Consider the following 18770-nt stretch of genomic DNA (forward strand, 5'->3'; position numbering starts at 1 on the left):
CGGCGACCTCGCCTCAATTCACTACATAGACATCAGGATCGGCGCTGGAGCTCGGTTTCTTGAAGGCGTTGCGCAGGGCCGAAGACATCGGGACGTTGTAATTGAGGCCATTCGGCGGGGTCGGCGATTGCAGCCACTTCTTGTAGAGCACCTCGATCTCCGGGCTTGCATAGAGCTCCGCTGTTGCGCGGTCGGCGAGCGCCTTGAATGGCGCATCCTCCCGCCGCAGCATGATGCCGTACGGCTCCGGCTTGGAGAACGCCTCCTCGCTGATCATGTAGAGTTGCGGCTCCTTCGACCGCGCGATGGCGACGGCGAGCTGCACGTCGTCGAGCGCGTAGGCCTGAGCGCGGTCGGTTTCCAACAACAGGAAGGCCTCGGCCTGGTCCTTGGCCGGCATCACGTTGATGCCGAGATTGCGCTCGGTGTTGACCTTGGCGAGCTGCGTCAGGTTAACCGATCCCGCCACCGCCGTGACCGCCTTGCCCTTGAGATCGTCGATCGTGTTGATCCTGGCGGCCTTCTTGGCCGCGAACCGCGTCGCGCTGAGGAAATGCGTGTTGGTGAAGGCGACCTGCTTCTGTCGGTCGGCATTGTTGGTGGTCGCCGAGCAATGCAGATCGAGCGTGCCGTTGACCATCAAGGGGATCCGGTTCGACGAGGTCACGGCGAGCGTGTCGACGGCGATGTCGGGCATGCCGAGCTGCTTCTTCACGGCGTCCACGATCCTGAGGCAGATGTCCATGGCAAAGCCGACCGGCTTCTGGTTACCGTCCAGATAACTGAACGGGACCGAGGCCTCCTGGTAGCCCAGCGTGATCTTCTTGGTGTCCTTGATCTTCTGGAGCGTGCCCGAGAGGTCTTCGGCTGACGCTGCGCCGGCGAGACTACTCAGGGCCAGGAAAAGAACGGGTAGACGCATCGGCTGCTCCTCAATGGGGTCGTCGACCTTGTCGCGACGGAATCGCGGAGGTGATAACCGACGCATGCAGCGCCCGCCAGACGGGGCAGCGACTACCAGCTATCGCACTTTTCAATACTGGCCGAACGGGAGCCGTTTCACTGGCACGTCAGCTGCTGTTCGAACCAGCCGCTCAACCGCTCCGCCAGGGGCGGCCACATCCGCTGGAAGTTCGCGAGCTTGCCCACGCCGGTCCGATACAGCGCCCGCAATTCCTGCTCGATGGCCGGCAGATCAACGCCGGAACAGACCCCGTCCCTCACGATCGTCTTGCCGGCGACGACGACCTCCTTCACCAGGGATGCATTGCCGCGCGCAAACAGCAACGCCATGGGGTCTACCGGCATGATCCGGTCGCGGTCGAGCCGGTCGAGATCGATCACGACGTAGTCAGCGGGGTTTCCGGTACCGAGCTCGCCGCTCCCGGACGCGCCGGTGGCGCGGCGCCCGTTGCGGATGGCGAGCGAGAACATCTCGGCCGGCGTCCACGTCTGCCTGAAGCCGAGGCCGCCATGGGCCATCTGCACCAGCCGCATCTCGCGCAGGATGTCGTCGTCCTCGTCGAGCGCCAGCCCGTCGACTCCGACTGCGATGGCGCAGCCGCATTCGTGCGCAGCGGTAATCGGAGCGAGTCCCGAACGCAGATGCATGTTCGAGCTGAAATTGGTGACGATGCGGGTACCGGAGGCCGCGATCATCTCAAGCTCATCTTGGCGGGCGTGGATGCAGTGCGCCAGCGTCAGCCGCTCGGAGAGGAAGCCAACGTCGCGAAGCCAGCGCACCATGTCCGGAAAACTCTGATCGGCCCAGGCGCGCTGGTACACTGTTTCCAGGAGATGCATGTGAATGCGGCGGCCGGTCCGCGCCGAATTCTCCGCCACCGCTTCCAGCAGCGGCTTCGAGCACCATTGCACGCCGGCAGGCCCGAGCTGCACGTCCACCATCGGACCGGCGATGGCCGCGGCTATGGCGTCCGTGAGTTCAATATACGCCTTCGGCGGTATCGGGGCGCGAACGAACAGCTCCTCGACGGTCTTGCGATCATGGCCGGAGAGACCCGAGAGCACCGGCTCGGCATCACCATAGACGATCGGATTCTGGTCGCGCACCGCCATCGCGAACGCGATGCGGATGCCGACGTCGGACGCAGCCTTCGCGATCGCTTTCGCCTCGTCGACCAGGGGCATCGTCCCGCTCGGGCGTGTGTAGTGCACCATCATCGCCGCGCAGCCGGCCCTGGCGGAACGCGCCAATGCGGAGGCCGCGGTCAGATAGGGATCAACAGGTGTGCCCAGCGCGGTGCGCAGGATCCAGCTCTCCAGGGGCATGCCGACCGCGCCGAAGGACGATGCGGTGGCACGGGCGTGGTCATGGGCGTTGACGAAGGCCGGAATGACGAAGGAACGTGGCCCGGGCCCCGCTCCTTCCGCGATTTCGGTGATGACGCCGCCATCGTGCCGCAGCACGACATTGTCGCAGACACCGAGGCCAGGGCCACGGAACAGGCTCGTTGCCGAAATCTCCGTGGCCATGGCCGTCGCTCCAAGACCCGTTGAAGATCAATTGGCCGTATACACCAGCTCCCGCTCGGCGCGGGGCGGCAGGAACTCGCGCGAGAACACCTCCGCCGGCGTCGGCGTCCGGGCGAGCTGATAGCCCTCGACCACGATGCCGATGGCGCGTGTCATGCGGTCATCCTTGATGTCGCCGATGCCGATCTCCTTCATCTCCGGCGAGACGATCAGCTTCTCGAAGGAATATTGCAGCCGGCGCTTCTCGACGTCGGCGTTGATGAGGTTGTCGTAGTTCGTCGCAGCCTTCATGCCGGCGTTCTGGTCCTTGGCAACCGCGATCGCACCCTTGTTGATGGCGCGCACCAAACCCGCGACGGCCTTCGGGTTCGAGGCGATCAGCTTGCGGGAGACCATCACGCCGTTGGAATAGAGATCGAGGCCGTACTCACCGAACGAGAACCATTTGAAATCCTTGTCCGGATCCTGGCGGTTCAGCACCAGGTTGAAATAGCTGGTGATGTTGAAGACGAGGGCCGCGTCAATGTCGCCCTTGATCAGCATCGGCTCCTGCAGGTTCGGCGCCATGTTGGAGATCTTGATCTTCTCGCCGTCGAGACCGTTCTTGCGCGTGAACACCGGCAGGAGGCGCGTCGTCGGCGTGCCCTGCGCGCCGCCGAGCGTGTGGCCTTCGAAATCCTTGATGGTGTTGATGCCGCTGGTCTTCTTGGCGACGATCGCGAACGGCGGCTGGTTCCACATCATGTAGACCATGACGGGCGCTTCCTGCGGCTTGGTCGCGGCGTTCTGGATGATGGCGTTGACGTCGCCGAAGCCGGCGTCATAGGCGCCGGACATCACGCGCGTGACGGTGGCGCCGGAGCCCTCGCCCTGGTCGATGACGACGTTGAGGCCTTCCTCCTTGAAGAAGCCGTTGTCCTTGGCATAGAAGAACGCCGCGTCGCTGCCCTGGGTCTTCCAGCCCAGCGTGAACTTGATCATGGTTTCCTGCGCCGTGGCGGCTCCCGCGGATAGCGCCAATCCCACCAGCGCCGCACTCAACTTCCTCAACATCGAGACCTCCTCAGCTTCGTTGCGTGACGGTTCAAGAATTCAGGTAGCGATCACGTCGTTCTTGCGCGTCGCCCAGCCGGTGACCCGACCCTCGATCAGCGAGAACACGACGTAGAGTGCGACGCCGAGCCCGGCGAGCACGAACAGGCCGGCGAACACCAGCGGCACGTTGAAATTGGAGGACGCGGTCATCATGACGTTGCCGATGCCGCGGTTGGAGGCGACGGTCTCCGACAGCACCGCGCCGACGAAAGCGTATGAGATCGCGACCTTCAGCGAGGCGAAGAAGAAGGGCATGGTCCTGGGCAGGCCGACGTTCCAGAGGATGTCGAGCTTGCTGGCGCCGAGCGCCTTCAGCACGTCCTCGAGCTCGGGCTCGGTGGTCGCAAGGCCGGTGGCGATATTCACGACGATCGGGAAGAAGCAGATCGACAGCGCGGTCAGCACCGCCGGCACCGTGCCGGAGCCGAACCACAGCACGAAGATCGGCACCACCGCGACCTTGGGGATGGAAGAGAAGCCGATCAACAACGGATAGCAGGTGTCATAGGCCGTCTTCGACACGCCGATGATGGCGCCGAGGGCGACGCCGAGCGCGACGCCGAGGACGAAGCCGAACATGGTGGTCGCCAGCGTCTGCACGATGTGCGGCCACAGCACCGGGAAGCGCTGGTACAACGTCAAGAACACCTGCGAGGGTCGCGGCAGCACGAGATCCGACATGCCGGTCATCAGGCAGAACAGCTCCCAGGCGACGAAGAACAACACGATCAGCCCCGCCGACCACGCCTTCTGCCTGATATCGATCCCGAACATCAGCCTGTCCCCTGCTCAGCCGCGCTGCGCGCATCCTCGATGAAGGTCCGCAGCTTCTGGTTCAGCGCGACGAATTCCGGCTCGAAGGTCATGGCGACGGTGCGCGGGCGCGCAAACTCGACGCGGCTGTCGTCGAGGATGCGGCCGGGGCGCGCGCTCATCACGCAGATGCGGCTGGCGAGAAAGCCGGCCTCGCGCAGATCGTGGGTGACCAGCAGCACCGTCGGCTTGTGCATCATCCAGAGGTTCTGCAGGATCGCCCATAGCTCTTCGCGGGTGAACTGGTCGAGCGCGCCGAACGGCTCATCCAGCAGCAACATGCGCGGTTCGTGGATCAGGGCGCGGCAGAGATTGGCGCGCTGGAGCATGCCGCCGGAGAGCTGCCAGGGATAACGGCTGCCAAAACCCTTGAGACCGACCTGCTCCAGCAGCGCGTTGGCCTTGTCGCGAAATTCGGTCTTGCGCAGCTTCCGGAAACTCGAGCGGAACGGCTCGACGATCTTCAGCGGCAGCATGATGTTCCGCTCGATCGTCATCCACGGCAGCATGGTCGGATTCTGAAAGGCCATGCCGACCCGCATCGCGCGCGCCGCGACTTCGCGGCCACCCACGATGACGACGCCGCTTGTCGGCTGCACGAGGCCGCTGACGAGACGCAGAATGGTCGATTTGCCGCATCCTGACGGGCCGACCAGTGCGACAAACTCGCCGTCGGCGATCTTCAGCGTGGTCTTCGACAGGGCGGGCACGGCGCGGTCGCCACGCCCGAAGGTCACGGAGGCCTCGGACAGTTCGATGGCCGTGGCGGCGGCGCCTTCGGGAACGGGCTGGCCGTCAAACTGGGCGTTGGGTTGCATGCGCATCACAGCCAAAGTGCATGCAAGCTAGGTGCCAGCATGCCGTCCCCGCAAAATCAATGATTTGCCAGATGCCCTCGGCGAACGGCCGGAGTCGATTTAGGCAATCTGGACATCAAACTGCATGCAATTGGAGCGCCGGATCGCTGCAAGGCCGTGCTAAAGAGAGGCTTCGACCCATCCCAAGGATTCGCCGATGGCGGCGCGCGCGAGCAGCAAGACTTCTGAATCGTCGGACAAGGTCAGCGTGATCTGCCGCGCGCTCCGGCGCGCGATCATCGAACAGGCGCTGGAGCCCGGCGCAAAGCTGCCGGAGGATGCGCTCGGTGAGCGTTTCGGCGTCAGCCGCACCATTGCCCGCCATGCACTGGGCCAACTCGCCGCGGAAGGTCTCGTCGAGCTGCGCCGCAACCGGATCGCGGTGGTGGCGACGCCGAGCTGGCAGGAGGCGCGCGATGCCTTCGACATCCGCATCGAGCTTGAACGGCTCGTCGTGCGCCAGCTCGCGGGCAAGCTGACCAAGGTGCAGATCGCCGAGCTGAACGGCCATGTCGACGCCGAGGATCGCGCGCGCGGCGGCACCGATGCGGTGTCGATCCGGCTCGCCACCGAATTCCACATCCTGCTCGCGCACATGACGAACAGTCCGATCCTGGTGCGCTATGTCAGCGAGGTCGCCTATCGCTGCTGCCTGACGCTGTCGCTCTACAGCCGGCCGCATTCCAGCGAATGTGCCATCAACGAGCACCGCGCCATCATCGCCGCGCTCGCCAAGGGCGACGAGGCCAAGGTGATGGAGCTGATGCACCATCACCTGGATTCCGTGGCCAATCGCGCGCTGGTGGCCCCCGCTCCGCAGCGCGGCCGCGATCTGCTCGATATCCTCGCGCCCTATGCCGACGAGGTGACGAGCGATCGCGTCGTCAAGCTGCCGAAAATCGCGCGGAGGGGCTAAGCCTCGATGCCGCGCTGAACCAGGATCCGCTCGGCGCTGTCGTTCCACACGTCCATCTTCACGATCTGCCCGCCCTTCACCACGAAGCGATCGACATAGCGATTGCCCTCGAATGGCGTGCCGTCCATCCATTCGCCGTAGAGCGTGCCGACGCTGTAGACGACGGTCTCGTCCGCACCGGGGCAGACATCAAAGCGGTCCATCTTCTTCTTCACCCAGCGATAGCGCCTGGCGTTGAAGCCGGTCGGCCCGCGCGGATGGTCGAACGCGCGCCCCCCGGTGAACGTGATCACCGTGCCCGGCTTCATATAGGCCGCCGCGGCATCGGGATCGGGGATCATCGACGCCGTGAGATAGGCTTCGACGATCTCGGCGTCGGTCATCGAACGTTCGGCTGGTGCGGGGGCGGACATGGCGGGGTTCTCCAGGCGGCAGATATCTTACGATCTGCTAGCCAAAGTGCATGCACATTTTTTGAACAGTGTCGCGGCATAAGTGCACACAATCTGGAGCTGCCTGTTCCTCCAGCTTCGGCTAGGTTGCCAAGGCTGAATCCGACGCCATGGCCATCGAGACCGCCTTCGACCTGATCTTCCGCAACGCGCTGTTGCGCTCATCCGCCGCACCCGTCGATATCGGCGTGAACGGCGGCCGCATCGCCGCGATCGAGCCGAAGCTGACCTGCGAGGCCGCCGAGGTCGACGTCGACGGCCGCCTCGCCCTGCCCGGCTTCGTCGATACCCACATCCATCTCGACAAGGCCTGCCTGCTCGGCCGCTGCGGGCACGATCACGGCAGCGTCTCGGAAGCGATCCGCGCCGTCGCCGGGATGAAGAAGGATTTCACCGTCGAGGACGTTTACGCGCGCGGCGCAAGAGTGCTCGAACGCGCCATCGTGCACGGCACCACGCGCATGCGCACGCATGTCGAGATTGACCCGCGCATCGGCTTGCGCGGATTCGAGGCGATCAAGTCGCTCAAGCGCGACTACGCCTGGGCGGTCGACCTCGAGCTCTGTGTCTTCCCGCAGGAGGGCCTGACCAACGATCCCGGAGCCGAGGAACTGCTGATCGAGGCGCTGCGCAACGGCGGCGAGGCCATCGGCGGCTGTCCCTACATGGACACCGACCCGAACGCGCATCTCTCGCGCATCTTCGATCTCGCTGAGGAATTCGACGTCGACGTCGACCTTCATCTCGACTTCGATCTCGACCCCTCCTGGTGGCACCTCGACGAGGTCTGCCGCCAGACCGAGCGGCGCAACTACGGAGGACGCGTGGCGATCGGCCACGCTACGAAGCTGTCGGCTTTGCCGCCGGAGCCGCTCAAAGCCGCCACCGCGCAGCTGGCAAGAGCCGGCGTTGCCGTCACCGTGCTGCCCGCGACCGATCTCTATCTGATGGGGCGCGAGGCCACCCACAACGCGCCGCGCGGGCTGACACTCGCCCACAAGCTTGCGGGCGACGGCATCGTGTGCTCGGTCGCGACCAACAACGTGCTCAATCCCTTCACGCCGTTCGGCGACGCCTCGCTGCTGCGGATGGCAAATTTCTACGCCAATGTCGCGCACGCCTCGGTGAGCGATTTCGACACCTGCCTCGATCTGGTGACCGAGCTGCCGGCCCGGCTGATGAACCTTGACGATTACGGCATCAAGGTCGGCAATCCCGCCGACCTCATCGTGCTCGATACGCAAGACAGCCGCTTCGCTATCGCCGAGTTGCCCGATGTCCTGATGGGCTTCAAAGGTGGCCGGCAGACCTTTGCGCGGCAGCGGCCCACCCTGTTCACTCCCGGGAGCTGAGAGCGGTTCCGCTCATATCCCGAACATCGCGCGATGCCTGCACGCGGGCGTTCCGAGTCGGTCATCACGACGTCGGGACACTTGCCTGACCATGGAGTTTTATTTTACCGCCGGGTGAGCCCACCCGAGTTCGGTAGAATCCCGGACCGTAGCCAAAACGCATTGCGGGACCGGCGAGGCCGAGAATAACTACGATCCGCACTGACGACCTGCATTCAGTGGGAAAGTATCAGTATGTTCAGCGCATTCAGCAGCATCGATTGTGAACCGCCCACCGATACGGCGGTGAAGCGGCTCGACGGCATCGGCCACGTTCTCTCGGCTCTCGATATCTCGGCGATCCAGACGCAGGACGACATGAACCGCACGATCTGGACGCTCGATGCCGCCAGCAAGTGCGTTCGCGCCGTGCTGGCGGAGTTCCGCACGCAGCCGGTGACGGAGCAGTTCGTCCGCAAGTCCAGAAATCTGATCGACCTGATCGAACGCACCCGTGATCAGGTCGAGAGTTTTCAGACCGGCGGCGCAGCCATGAGCTGACTACTTGGTGCGCTTGATCTTCGCGAGGATCCGGTCGGCCTCGATCCGCCAATCCGCGCTGCGGGCGAAGTCTTTCGTACCCCTGGAGCCGAACAGCCCTTCGTCGGCGAGATCAGCCACCCAGGCCTGCCTTTCGGCAGTGCCTTGCGCGGACCATGGCGTCAAACCCGCCTCGCGCACGGTTTCAGCGACCTCACGCACCTCCTCGGCGCGGCGACGGCCGTGCTCGATCACGCGCTGGAAGAAATAGGCGCCCTGTTTCTCCCAATTGATGCCTGGAAACGTCTCCGCGAGCGAGGCCAGCACCGCGTCCTCGACGCCATAGGCGCGCGCGGTGGTGAAGCTTTCGATGACCATGGCTTCCAAGCCCTTGATCATGATGCTGCGGCACATCTTCACCGCAGAGGATACGCCAAGGCTGTCGCTCGCAACTTTCGCGGCAAAACCGATCGCGTTCAACAGCGGCTCCAGCTCCCTCGCACCGGGCCCGCCGAGCAGCAGCGGCACCTTGATGCGATAGGGCGGCACCGAGGTCATCACCGCGCCCTCGACATAGCGCCCGGCTGCGCCGTCGATCAGGGCGGCGGCGCGCTGCTTGGCGCCCGGCGATGCCGAATTGAAATCGAGAAACCAGGTGCCCTGATTGATCGCCGCCGCGCAGGCCTTTGCGACCGGAACGGCCTGGCTGGCGGTGACCGCGGAGACAATGAAATCGCATTTCGCGGTCAGCTCGGCGTGCGAATCCGCGAGCGCCACACCGAACTTCGCCGCATGCTCCTTCAGCAAGGCGCCCTGCTCGCTTCCGAGCTTGATATCATAGGCTGACACCTTGATATCCTGCTGGCGCAAATCCTCGGCCAGGATCCGCCCGACCTCGCCATACCCGACCAGCCCGATCTGCCAGCGCCTGGGATCACCTGCCATCAGTTCAGTCCCCGTGTCGTCTCGTCGAAGAGATCCTCGACCGCATAGCGGCGCGGAATCAGCGCCTGTTGGAATGCGTAGTCGATGATCAGCTCCAGCGGCTTTCTGTTTGCCTCGATCCCGAACGGAATGAGGTCGGGCGTCGTCGCAGGCCCTGCCCGCTCCTTGCTCCGCTTGAGCAGATCATAGACGCCCGCGACCACGTCGGGCCGCGATTTCGCGAGCTTCTCAGTCACGACCACGAGATGGTTGACCGGCACGACGCCACGACGGGCGTACCATTTGGCGGCCTCGGCGGCGGGATCAGGGAATAGCGGCTTCAGCTTGGGATTATCGGAGGTCTCGCCGAGCACGGCATCGAGCTCGCCGTCGAGCAGCATCTGGAGGACCTTCTTGTCCTTCGGCGCACGCTCGGTGGTGTCGACATATTCGGCCACGTGCGGATCCTCGAAGGTCACCCAGCGGATCCTGTCGAGATCGACGCCGTAGTCGTTGGCGAGGATGCCCCTGATCCAGGCGCCCGTCGTGGTCGTGAAGGAGCGGATACCGACACGCTTGCCTTCGAGATCGGTCGGCCCGAGCGTCCCCCTTTCAGGATTGTAGAGCGCGTAAGAATGCTGGAAGCGCCCGAGCATTGTCGCTGGCAGCAATACCAGCGGCTTGCCGTGCGCCTTCGCCATCAGGTAGGTGACGATCGCCATCTCGCAGACGTCGAAGGCCTGCTCGCGCACCATCGGCTTGAACGCCGTGTTGGTCGGCGTGTACGTGATGAAGTCCAGATCGAACAGATCAGAGCGGAGCTCGCCGCTCTTCACCGCCTGGACATGAGGGTGGCTGCCGAGAACGGCTTTCAGCTTGAGACGATCCATCCGCCCGCTCCGCTTTCCGTCGCTTCAGACGTCCTCGGGATTGTCGACATACACCAGTCCGGCCTTCGTCAGCGCCTCGCGCATCCCGTACATGTCGAGACCGAGTTCGCCCGAGGCGAGCCGCTTGCGCTTGCCGCCCTCGTCCGCGTTGCGCTTCTTCGCCTTCTCGGCCACCTCGGCCGCATAACGCTTCGGTACCACCACCACGCCGTCGTCATCGGCCACGATGATATCGCCGGGATCGACATTGACGCCGGCGCAGACCACGGGAACGTTGACCGAGCCGAGCGTGGCCTTAACCGTGCCCTTGGCCGATACCGCGCGTGACCACACCGGAAAGCGCATCTCGTGCAGCGCTTTGACGTCGCGACAGCCGGCGTCGATGATCAACCCCTGGACGCCGCGCGCCTGCAGGGACGTCGCAAGCAGCTCGCCGAACATGCCATCGGTGTTGTCAGTGGTGCAGCCGACGACGAGGATGTCGCCCTTTCTGCATTGCTCGACCGCGACATGGATCATCCAGTTGTCGCCGGGCTGCGCCAGCACCGTCACCGCCGGTCCGGCGATCGAGGCGCCCGCCCAGACCGGACGCAAGTAGGGCTTCATCAGGCCGATGCGGCCATAGGCCTCGTGCACGGTTGAGACACCGTATTCTGCCATCCCGGCGGGATCGGCGCGCTTGATGTTGCAAACGACGACCGGCTTCATGCCAATTCCTCGGCGACGGTCGGAAACAAGCGCTGATAGGCCTCGCCATAGGTCATGGGCACGCCGGTGTTGCGGCTGCCCTGGATGCCGCGGTTGAGCGCGACGCGCTCGTAATAGCCCCAGAGATGCTTCTGCGCGGCGAGGATCTGGAACGCCTCGTACTTCTCCCTCCAGACCTCGTCGATCTTGAGGAGGAGGTCCGGCTTGTAGTTGCACTGCTCCGGCTGGTGCGGCTCGAACAGGAACACCGGCGGCGCGGAATATTTGTACTGCGCGCCGGGCTTGTGGCCCATCGCCTGCGCGACCACGCGCGTCTCCTGCGCGAAATGCGCCGCATTCGGATGGTCGAAATTATAGGGATCTTCCAGCGCGTGCGTCAGCACGAAGCTCGGATTGAGCTCGCGGTAGATGTCGACCATGCGGTCGAAATGCGCCTCGGTGAGCTTGAGCGGATAATCACCGCAGTCGAAGAACTCGATCTCGGCACCCAGCAGCTTTGCGGCCCGCTCCGCCTCGTCCTTGCGGCCGGCCTTGACCGATTCAAGCGTCGCGCCTTTCTCCTTCCAGGCGAACTGGCTCTCGCCGCGCTCGCCGAACGACAGGCAGACGATCTTCATGCGATAGCCCTTCTTCGCATGCAGCGCGATGGCGCCGCCGGCGCGCCAGACGAAATCGCCGGGATGGGCGGTGATCACGAGACCTGTTTTCATGGGACGAACTCCCTTCTTTCGTTTGTAGGCATTATATTGATCGGAGCCCCTTCATTGGTCGAAGCCAAACAGGCGCGCGGGATTGTCGACCAGAACCTTCTGCTGGAACTCCGGCTCCGGCGCGAACAGCGGGATCAGATCGACGAGGTCGCCGTCATTCGGCATCACCTTGACGTTGGGATGCGGCCAGTCCGTGCCCCAGATAACGCGATCCGGCGCGGTCTCGACGATCTTTCGCGCGAACGGCACCGCATCCGTGAACGGCGGACCGGCCGAGGACACCCGCTCCGAGCCGCAGATCTTGACCCAGCACTTCTCGTCGCGCTGCATCAGCTCGATCAGGATCCTGAACGGCAATTGATCGAGCCCGTCGGCAGCCTTCACCCGCCCCATATGGTCGATGGTGTAGCTCAGCGGCAGCCTTGTCAGCATGTCGGCATATTCCGGCAGGTCGATCGCATCGAAGTGCAGATCGACGTGCCAGCCGAGCGGCGTGACCATCGCGACGATGCGGTCGAACACGCGCTTGTCGGGAACACCGCCGAGATGGCGCACGAAGTTGAAGCGGCAGCCCCGGAAGCCGCCGTCGTGCAGCACGCGGAGCCCGCGTTCGGTGATGGTATCGTCGATATTGGCGACGGCACGGTAGGCGCCGCTGCTCTGCGCGATGGCATCCAGCGCGACCGTATTGTCGGTGCCGTGCACGCTGGCATTGACGATGACGGCGCGCTCGACGCCGAGCTTGGCGTGCAGCGCGCGAAAATCCTCCAGCGGCGCGTCAGGCGGCGTGTAGGAGCGATCCGGCGCGTAAGGATATTTCGCGCCGGGCCCGAAGATGTGGCAATGCGCGTCGCAGGACAGCTTCGGCAGCTTGAACTTCGGCGTGCGCGTGTTTGGATCGGGCGGCGGAATGGTCGGCGTGTACATCATCGTCATCAGGTGAGCCCGCCGCAGCGAGACCGCTTGCTTCAAGTCTTGCTGCTGACGACCGGCCGCCGCCGCGCCGGCGCAGCTTGATCGAGCGCGGGTGCCTGGAATGCGGCGACCGTGGCCTGCACCAATTGCTCGATGGCCCCTGCGGCATCGCTGCCGTCCGCCTCGCCGCGCGACAGGCGCGAAACGCGCTCCGGCGTCACCAGCGAATAATAGAGCGCACCGAGCAGAAAGTGGCTGCGCCAGACGATGTCCGTACGCGGAATGTGCGGCAGGCTCTCGTGGATCGCATCGATGAAGGCGTGGCTGGTGTCGTCGAAGGTCTGCGCGATGATCTTTCGCGCGACCTCGTTGCCCTCCGCCGACATCACCGCGCGCAGCCGCGTGAAGCGCGCGCCGCCGCCCGCGAGATCGCTGCCCGAGGTGAAGGCCGGCACCACATAGGCGCGCACGATCGCCTCCAGCCGGTCCTGGAGATCGCGCACGCGCCTGGCGGCGGCAAGCAGCTCGGAACGGCGCAGGTTCATCGGCCCGCAATGGCGGCGGTAGATCTCCAGCAGCAACCCGTCCTTGGTCCTGAAATGATATGTCACGCTGCCCGGATTGGCCCCGGCGGCATGCGCGATATCTCGCACCGAGACGGCATTGAAGCCGTTGGTGGCGAACAGCTCCTCGGCCGCGGCGAGGATCGCCTCGCGCATGTTCGGCTTGCGGGCTGTTTCCCTGCTGGTGGGCTTGCGTATCATGTGATTTGTACTATCGTACAAAAGATCAGGTCTCGTCAACAAAAACGATGGCAGGGTACAGTCGGCCTGGAAAGAGCGCCGCTGGAACGCGAACGCCGCCTATGGAGTGCTGGGAATATGTTGGATTTAAACAAGAAGATCGGCCGCCTGCTGCTGGGCGCCACATTGCTGCTGGCAGCGGGTGCAGCTCAAGCCGACAGCTATCCGAGCAAGCCGGTCCACATCCTGGTGCCCTATGCAGCGGGCGGAGCAGTCGACGTGCTCGCGCGCACGCTGGGCCAGGCGCTGGCGAAGACCTGGGGGCAGCAGCCCGTGATCGACAATCGTCCCGGCGCAGGCGGCATCGTCGCCTCGCAAACGCTGACCAAGTCCGCGCCTGACGGTTACACGTTGATCCTGGTCGCGAGCGGCCATCCGCTCAACCAGTTCATCTATCCAAGCGTCCCCTACGACACATTCAAGGATTTCACCGCGATCACCGAAGTCGCTTCGTCTCCGCTCGCGATCGTGGTGGCCAAGGACAGCCCTTACAAGACGCTCGGCGATCTCCTCGCCGCCGCCAAGAAGGAGCCGGACAAGCTCTCCTACGGCATGTCCGGCAACGGCACCTCGGCGCATCTTGCAGGCGAGCTGCTGAAATACATGTCCGGCACCAAGATCGTCGCGATCCCCTACAAGGGCGGCGCACCGGCGCTGACAGCCGTGATCGCCGGCGAGATCCCGCTCAGCATCAATCCGCTTGCCGAAGCGATCGGCCAGCTCGAGGGCGGCCCGGTGCGCGCGCTGGCGGTGACCTCCGCCGAACGCGCGAAGGCGCTGCCGGATGTTCCGACCATCGCCGAGGCCGGCGTGCCCGGCTACGACGTCTCGGTCTGGTGGGGCGTGCTTGGCCCGGCAAACATGCCGCCGGAGATCGTGTCCAAGCTCGAAGCCGATCTGAAGGCCGCGCTGCAGGATCCCGGCGTGCTATCGACGCTCAGCAAGATCGGGGCAGCGCCGGTCGGCTCCTCCGCCAAGGAGTTCGACGCCTACATGCACGCCGAGGCGACCAAATGGGAGCCGGTGCTGAAGGCCGCCAACATCCGCGCGCAGTGAGGCGATTCCCATGAGGACCTGACGGCAATTGGGGCTGGAGCACATGGCGATCGCGATTCCTCGCGGGCGCGAGGACGCGCTTCCCCTGCTCACCCGCTTCGTGATGGAAGAGCAGTCATCCGGCGCGCTGGACACGATCCAGCAGCGAGCGGGCCTGCGCGGCGTGAGCAAGGCGACGCGCGAGTAGGCCCTATTTCGTGGCCGGCTCCGCGGACCGCCAGACGATTTCCGGTGGATCGCGGAAGGCGAAACGGACGAGATGCCGCTCGACGATCCCCCTCGACCTGCACGAGGAGATCCGCGTTCTCGGCCTCGACCTTCAGCGTGAGCCTGTCGCCTACGGCTTGCAGCCGGCACGTCCCCACCGAAAACGGGATGGTGCCCTGCTCTGGCGTGGACTTACCCGGCCATCCTGATCTCGTCGGGCGGACTGACCAAGGTGCTCAATTCCCTGCAGAAGCGCGGCTTCATCACGCGGGCGGAAGGCACGGCCGACAAGCGCAGCAAGCCGGTGCGGCTGACGGCCAAGGGCCGCACGCTCGCCGAGCGGGTCATGGCCGACGTTCTCAAGCACGGCGACAAAATGATCCTCGGCGGCCTCTCCGATTCCGACATCGAACGCGCAACGCGGCTGCTGCACAAATTGCTGGCGGCGCTCGAACCTGCGAACGGTTAGCATTCGCTTGCGATACTGCGCTGAATCCGTTTGCTGCAAATCAACGCAACAACATGGACAAAGCGTCATTTGTCTTCGGCGCCGCGTTGGGCGACCAAAGCGGCGTCGCCGGAGACAGAACATGAGCAAGCCCCTGCTGCTGACACTGCATCGCTGGATCACGCTGGTCTTTGCCCTGCCCTTGCTCGCGATCATCGCCACCGGACTGATCCTCTCGTTCGAACCTCTCATGCAAGTCAGTGGCACCAGCGGTCCTGCTATTGATGCAGCGCGCGTCGTCGAGCTGGTGAAGCGATATGATCAGGAAGGTAAGGCGCGCGGGCTTTCGATCAATGCCGCGAGCCAGCTCATGACGTTGCAAGGCACCGGTACCCCGGCGATTGATCTCGCAACCGGCGAGCCTGCCGCCGCAGGCTCCAGCCTCCCCGGTCTCATGCTGTGGGCCCGCATCAACCATGAACGGTTGCTCGGCCAGGGATGGCTGGTGACGAGCTCGACCATTGCCATGGTCACGCTGATGGTGCTCGGCATCATCATGGGACTGCCGCGGCTGCGCAATACGCTCTCCGGATGGCACAAGGGCACCGCGTGGTTCACGCTGCCGTTGATCCTGCTCAGCCCGCTGACCGGCCTGTGCCTGGCGTTCGGCCTGACGTTTCAGAACGGAGCCACTCCCGCCGGCGGCGGACGTCCAATTGCCCTTCCCGAGGCTGTTCGCATGGTCGCGGACCAGCACGATCTCACCCACGTGATCTCAATCGGCACGCGCGGCGGCCGCGTGATGGCGCGGATCTACGAGGGTGGCGAGCTGCGCGCCTACACCATCAATGCGAGCGGTGTTACGGCACTGCCGCGGAACTGGCCGCGCCTGATCCACGAGGGAAACTGGTCGGCCCTGATCGCCTCGCCGCTCAATGTCGTCACCTCGGTCGCGCTTCTGACGCTGCTATCGACGGGGCTCTTGATCTGGGCCCGGCGGAAGCTGCGCAAGCCGCGCCCACGCGCCGGCGGACAAGCCGCCGTGGCGGGCGCTGCCTAGCGTCGTCCCGCCACCGCTCAACTAATTCCGTGCACTCGCGCGCCTCGGCTCCGGCGGAGTGGAACGCAGGAAGTCAGCATCATCGTCGCCAGACGGGATCAGGATCGCGCGTTCGCGCGGCAGCGCCGCCGGCATCTCGTCCCGGATGAAAGCCACGAGCTTCTCCCTGATCTCGCAGCGGAGGTCCCAGGACTGCGGTGCATTCCTGGCGCTGACCAGCGCCCGAAGCTCGATGGTGCGCGCGTCGGCATCGATCACCTGGAGATTGACCACTTCGCCGTCCCACAGCTTTGACTGCTTCACCGCCTGCTCCAGCCAGCTCCTGATGCGTTGGACGTCGGCACGATAGTCGACATGGAGCGCGATCACGCCGATGAGGGAAGCGGTATCGCGCGTCCAGTTCTGGAACGGCTTTTCGATGAAGTAGGACAACGGCACCACCATGCGGCGCCAGTCCCACAGCCGGATCACGACATAGGTCGAGGCGATGTCCTCGACCCAGCCCCATTCGTTCTCGATGATCACGGCGTCCTCGATGCGGATCGGCTGGGTGATCGCGATCTGCAGGCCCGCGATCAGATTGCTCAGCAGCGGGCGGGCGGCGAGACCGACGATGATACCGGCCGCGCCCGCGGAGGCGAACAGGCTGACGCCGTATTGCCGGACCGAATCGAACGTCATCAGCGCGGCAGAGATCGTGATGACGACGATGATGGTGTCGGTGACGCGCTTGAACACGCGCACTTGCGTGACGTGCTTGCGTGCGACGAAATTCTCGGTGACGTCGCGAAAGTTCTGGAGATAGCGCGCAGCACTCATGTCGACGATCCGGATCGAGATCCAGCCGATCAGCGCGATGAAGGCCACGACGAACAGCCGCATCAGCGGCGTGCGGATCGCGTCGTCCAGCGGTGCGAGCGGCAGCACCAGTGCGACGGCAGCGAGACAGAGCGCGAGTTGGGCGGGGCCCGCAGTCCGATCGATGAACACGCTCAGAAGGGGAAAGCGGGTGCCGAACGCGCGGCCAAGCAGCCATATGGCGACCCGATAGACCAACAAGGCGAGCAGGATCGCGCCGGCAACGAGGCTGAGGCCAATGAACCATTGGGGTATCCAGCCGAACATCCTGTCGATGTCGGCCATGAGAGCCTGCCAATTCATTGCCGTCCCCGTCATTGCATGCGCACCAGCGCGCTCAACGCCTTCCCGGCCGGCTTGGCTCCCCCGTTCAGTGCAACGCAGCATCCCGCTGATGCAACCGTCGCCGAATTGCACTAGATTGAACCGCATGACTCGACGAACCGGCAGCGCCGATCTCCCTCTTCACACCGGACGGGTTCCGCCGTGGCTGGCAAGTCGCATGTCGTCGCTGGGAGCGATCGTCACCCAGGCGATCGTGCATCATTACGGCCGCGATGCGTTCCTCCAACGGCTGTCGCATCCGTTCTGGTTCCAGTCGTTCGGCGCCGTGATGGGGATGGACTGGCACTCTTCCGGCATCACCACCTCCGTGATCGGCGCGCTGAAGCGCGGGCTCGGACCGCTGCAGGACGAGCTTGGGATTTACGTCTGTGGCGGCAGGGGCCAGCATTCGCGCAGGACGCCGGACGAGCTGTTGCAGCTCGGCGACCGCGTCGGATTCGACGGCGCCAGACTGACCCGTGCCAGCCGCCTGGTGGCCAAGGTCGACAGCGCCGCGGTCCAGGACGGCTTCGACCTTTACCTGCACGGCTTCTTCGTGACGGCCGACGGCAAATGGACGGTGGTGCAGCAGGGCATGAACGGCGACAAGCGGCAGGCGCGACGCTATCACTGGCATTCCGAGGCGCTGAAGAGCTTTGTCGATGCGCCGCACAGCGCCATCGACGGGCCGCAGCAGGGGGAGATCGTCAATCTCACCGATCATCGCGCCGACATTTCCCGGACGGCGCAGCTCGAACTACTCTGCGATCTCGGTCCCGATCGCATCGTCTCCGAATTCGAACGGCTCATCGGGACCGAGTCCACGCCGGCGCAAGGCACGCTGCCGCATCTGATCATGCCCGCCCATCACGACGTCAGGCCCAAGGACGTGTTCGCGCGCCGCCTGCACGGTACGCTGGCTGCCGCAGCCGAGCGGGGCCCGGTCGATTTCCCGGAGCTGCTGCTGACGCCGGGCGTCGGCGCGCGCACCGTGCGCTCGCTCGCGATGGTCGCGGAGGTCGTGCACGGCGCACCCTATCGCTTCAGGGATCCCGCGCGTTTCTCGCTCGCCCATGGCGGCAAGGACCGACATCCCTACCCCGTTCCGATCAAGGTCTATGACGAGACCATCCGGGTGCTGAAGGGCGCGATCCAGAACGCGAAGCTCGGACGCGAGGAAGAGATGCATGCGATCAAGCGTCTGGACGACCAGGCGCGGCGGCTGGAGCGGACCGTGCGCGGCCCTTCGGTCGAGACCTTCATCGCCACTGAGCGTGCGGCCTCCCCGGATCTCGATGGACGTTCGGTGTTCGGCTGGGAACGCGATCTTGCGCCCACAGGAAAGCGGACCGGCTGAACACCGGTCCGCA

At 64.7% G+C, this 18770-nt stretch carries 21 protein-coding genes; 8 read left to right on the forward strand and 13 right to left on the reverse strand.

From position 1 onward, the window contains the following. Window positions 1-13 precede the first annotated feature (13 nt). The 5 genes from XH96_RS23465 to XH96_RS23485 form a co-directional block, all read right to left on the reverse strand. A complete protein-coding gene (locus tag XH96_RS23465; RefSeq protein ID WP_194387866.1) occupies window positions 14-922 on the reverse strand; it encodes an amino acid ABC transporter substrate-binding protein in 909 nt (302 codons plus the stop codon). A gap of 137 nt (window positions 923-1059) precedes the next feature. Beyond that, window positions 1060-2493, reverse strand: a complete 1434-nt coding sequence (locus tag XH96_RS23470) for an amidohydrolase family protein (protein WP_194387867.1) — start codon at window positions 2491-2493, stop codon at window positions 1060-1062. Between the two features lie 27 nt (window positions 2494-2520). Continuing rightward, window positions 2521-3546: an ABC transporter substrate-binding protein gene (locus tag XH96_RS23475; protein ID WP_194387868.1), complete on the reverse strand. Its 1026-nt coding sequence runs from the start codon at window positions 3544-3546 to the stop codon at window positions 2521-2523. 39 nt (window positions 3547-3585) lie between these two features. Continuing rightward, window positions 3586-4362 carry an ABC transporter permease gene (locus tag XH96_RS23480; protein WP_194387869.1) on the reverse strand — a complete coding sequence of 259 codons (777 nt, stop codon included), beginning with the start codon at window positions 4360-4362 and terminating at the stop codon, window positions 3586-3588. Next, window positions 4362-5219 carry an ABC transporter ATP-binding protein gene (locus XH96_RS23485; protein WP_246789713.1) on the reverse strand — a complete coding sequence of 286 codons (858 nt, stop codon included), beginning with the start codon at window positions 5217-5219 and terminating at the stop codon, window positions 4362-4364. The genes XH96_RS23480 and XH96_RS23485 overlap by 1 nt, the downstream gene beginning before the upstream one ends. A 196-nt stretch (window positions 5220-5415) precedes the next feature. On the opposite strand from XH96_RS23485, the gene XH96_RS23490 reads away from it, so the two are divergent. After that, window positions 5416-6174 (forward strand): GntR family transcriptional regulator, encoded by a 759-nt coding sequence (locus XH96_RS23490; RefSeq protein WP_194387871.1) that lies wholly within the window; start codon window positions 5416-5418, stop codon window positions 6172-6174. Here the strand turns inward: XH96_RS23490 and XH96_RS23495 are convergent. Beyond that, window positions 6171-6587, reverse strand: a complete 417-nt coding sequence (locus tag XH96_RS23495; protein WP_194387872.1) for a nuclear transport factor 2 family protein — start codon at window positions 6585-6587, stop codon at window positions 6171-6173. The genes XH96_RS23490 and XH96_RS23495 overlap by 4 nt on opposite strands. A gap of 149 nt (window positions 6588-6736) precedes the next feature. Between XH96_RS23495 and XH96_RS23500 the strand changes: the two genes are divergently transcribed. Both XH96_RS23500 and XH96_RS23505 read left to right on the forward strand, forming a co-directional pair. Beyond that, window positions 6737-7978, forward strand: a complete 1242-nt coding sequence (locus XH96_RS23500) for an amidohydrolase family protein (protein WP_194387873.1) — start codon at window positions 6737-6739, stop codon at window positions 7976-7978. Between the two features lie 234 nt (window positions 7979-8212). Further along, window positions 8213-8518 (forward strand): hypothetical protein, encoded by a 306-nt coding sequence (locus XH96_RS23505; RefSeq protein WP_194387874.1) that lies wholly within the window; start codon window positions 8213-8215, stop codon window positions 8516-8518. On the opposite strand, the gene XH96_RS23510 is transcribed toward XH96_RS23505, so the two are convergent. From XH96_RS23510 to XH96_RS23535, 6 genes are read right to left on the reverse strand one after another with little or no spacing between them, the layout of a single operon-like run. After that, window positions 8519-9442 (reverse strand): DUF1932 domain-containing protein, encoded by a 924-nt coding sequence (locus XH96_RS23510; RefSeq protein ID WP_194387875.1) that lies wholly within the window; start codon window positions 9440-9442, stop codon window positions 8519-8521. Further along, on the reverse strand, window positions 9442-10311 hold the full coding sequence (locus XH96_RS23515; RefSeq protein WP_194387876.1) for an ABC transporter substrate-binding protein: 870 nt from the start codon (window positions 10309-10311) through the stop codon (window positions 9442-9444). Before XH96_RS23515 ends, XH96_RS23510 begins: the two co-directional genes overlap by 1 nt. A 24-nt stretch (window positions 10312-10335) precedes the next feature. Further along, window positions 10336-11019, reverse strand: coding sequence for a 4-carboxy-4-hydroxy-2-oxoadipate aldolase/oxaloacetate decarboxylase (locus tag XH96_RS23520; protein ID WP_194387877.1), 684 nt, complete (start codon window positions 11017-11019; stop codon window positions 10336-10338). After that, entirely contained in the window at window positions 11016-11729 is a 714-nt protein-coding gene (locus tag XH96_RS23525) for a PIG-L deacetylase family protein (protein ID WP_194387878.1), read from the reverse strand. The genes XH96_RS23520 and XH96_RS23525 overlap by 4 nt, the downstream gene beginning before the upstream one ends. Before the next feature lie 51 nt (window positions 11730-11780). Beyond that, window positions 11781-12665, reverse strand: coding sequence for an amidohydrolase (locus XH96_RS23530; RefSeq protein WP_194394225.1), 885 nt, complete (start codon window positions 12663-12665; stop codon window positions 11781-11783). A gap of 32 nt (window positions 12666-12697) precedes the next feature. Beyond that, window positions 12698-13408: a TetR/AcrR family transcriptional regulator gene (locus XH96_RS23535; protein ID WP_194387879.1), complete on the reverse strand. Its 711-nt coding sequence runs from the start codon at window positions 13406-13408 to the stop codon at window positions 12698-12700. Window positions 13409-13525: 117 nt separating this feature from the next. Between XH96_RS23535 and XH96_RS23540 the strand changes: the two genes are divergently transcribed. From XH96_RS23540 to XH96_RS23555, 4 genes are all read left to right on the forward strand, one after another. After that, complete coding sequence (locus XH96_RS23540) at window positions 13526-14503, forward strand: tripartite tricarboxylate transporter substrate binding protein (protein WP_194387880.1); 978 nt, start codon at window positions 13526-13528, stop codon at window positions 14501-14503. A gap of 43 nt (window positions 14504-14546) precedes the next feature. Continuing rightward, a complete protein-coding gene (locus XH96_RS23545) occupies window positions 14547-14690 on the forward strand; it encodes a hypothetical protein (protein WP_246789714.1) in 144 nt (47 codons plus the stop codon). Window positions 14691-14942: 252 nt separating this feature from the next. Then, complete coding sequence (locus XH96_RS23550) at window positions 14943-15179, forward strand: MarR family winged helix-turn-helix transcriptional regulator (protein WP_246789715.1); 237 nt, start codon at window positions 14943-14945, stop codon at window positions 15177-15179. Window positions 15180-15300: 121 nt separating this feature from the next. Next, window positions 15301-16218 (forward strand): PepSY domain-containing protein, encoded by a 918-nt coding sequence (locus tag XH96_RS23555; protein WP_194387881.1) that lies wholly within the window; start codon window positions 15301-15303, stop codon window positions 16216-16218. A gap of 21 nt (window positions 16219-16239) precedes the next feature. On the opposite strand, the gene XH96_RS23560 is transcribed toward XH96_RS23555, so the two are convergent. After that, entirely contained in the window at window positions 16240-17379 is a 1140-nt protein-coding gene (locus XH96_RS23560) for a mechanosensitive ion channel family protein (protein WP_194394226.1), read from the reverse strand. 127 nt (window positions 17380-17506) lie between these two features. Here XH96_RS23560 and XH96_RS23565 point away from each other — a divergent pair, with 127 nt between their 5' ends. After that, window positions 17507-18757: a DUF763 domain-containing protein gene (locus XH96_RS23565; protein WP_194387882.1), complete on the forward strand. Its 1251-nt coding sequence runs from the start codon at window positions 17507-17509 to the stop codon at window positions 18755-18757. Window positions 18758-18770: the final 13 nt, after the last annotated feature.

It is taken from the genome of Bradyrhizobium sp. CCBAU 51765 (genome assembly GCF_015291725.1).
GTDB classification, from domain to species: domain Bacteria; phylum Pseudomonadota; class Alphaproteobacteria; order Rhizobiales; family Xanthobacteraceae; genus Bradyrhizobium; species Bradyrhizobium liaoningense.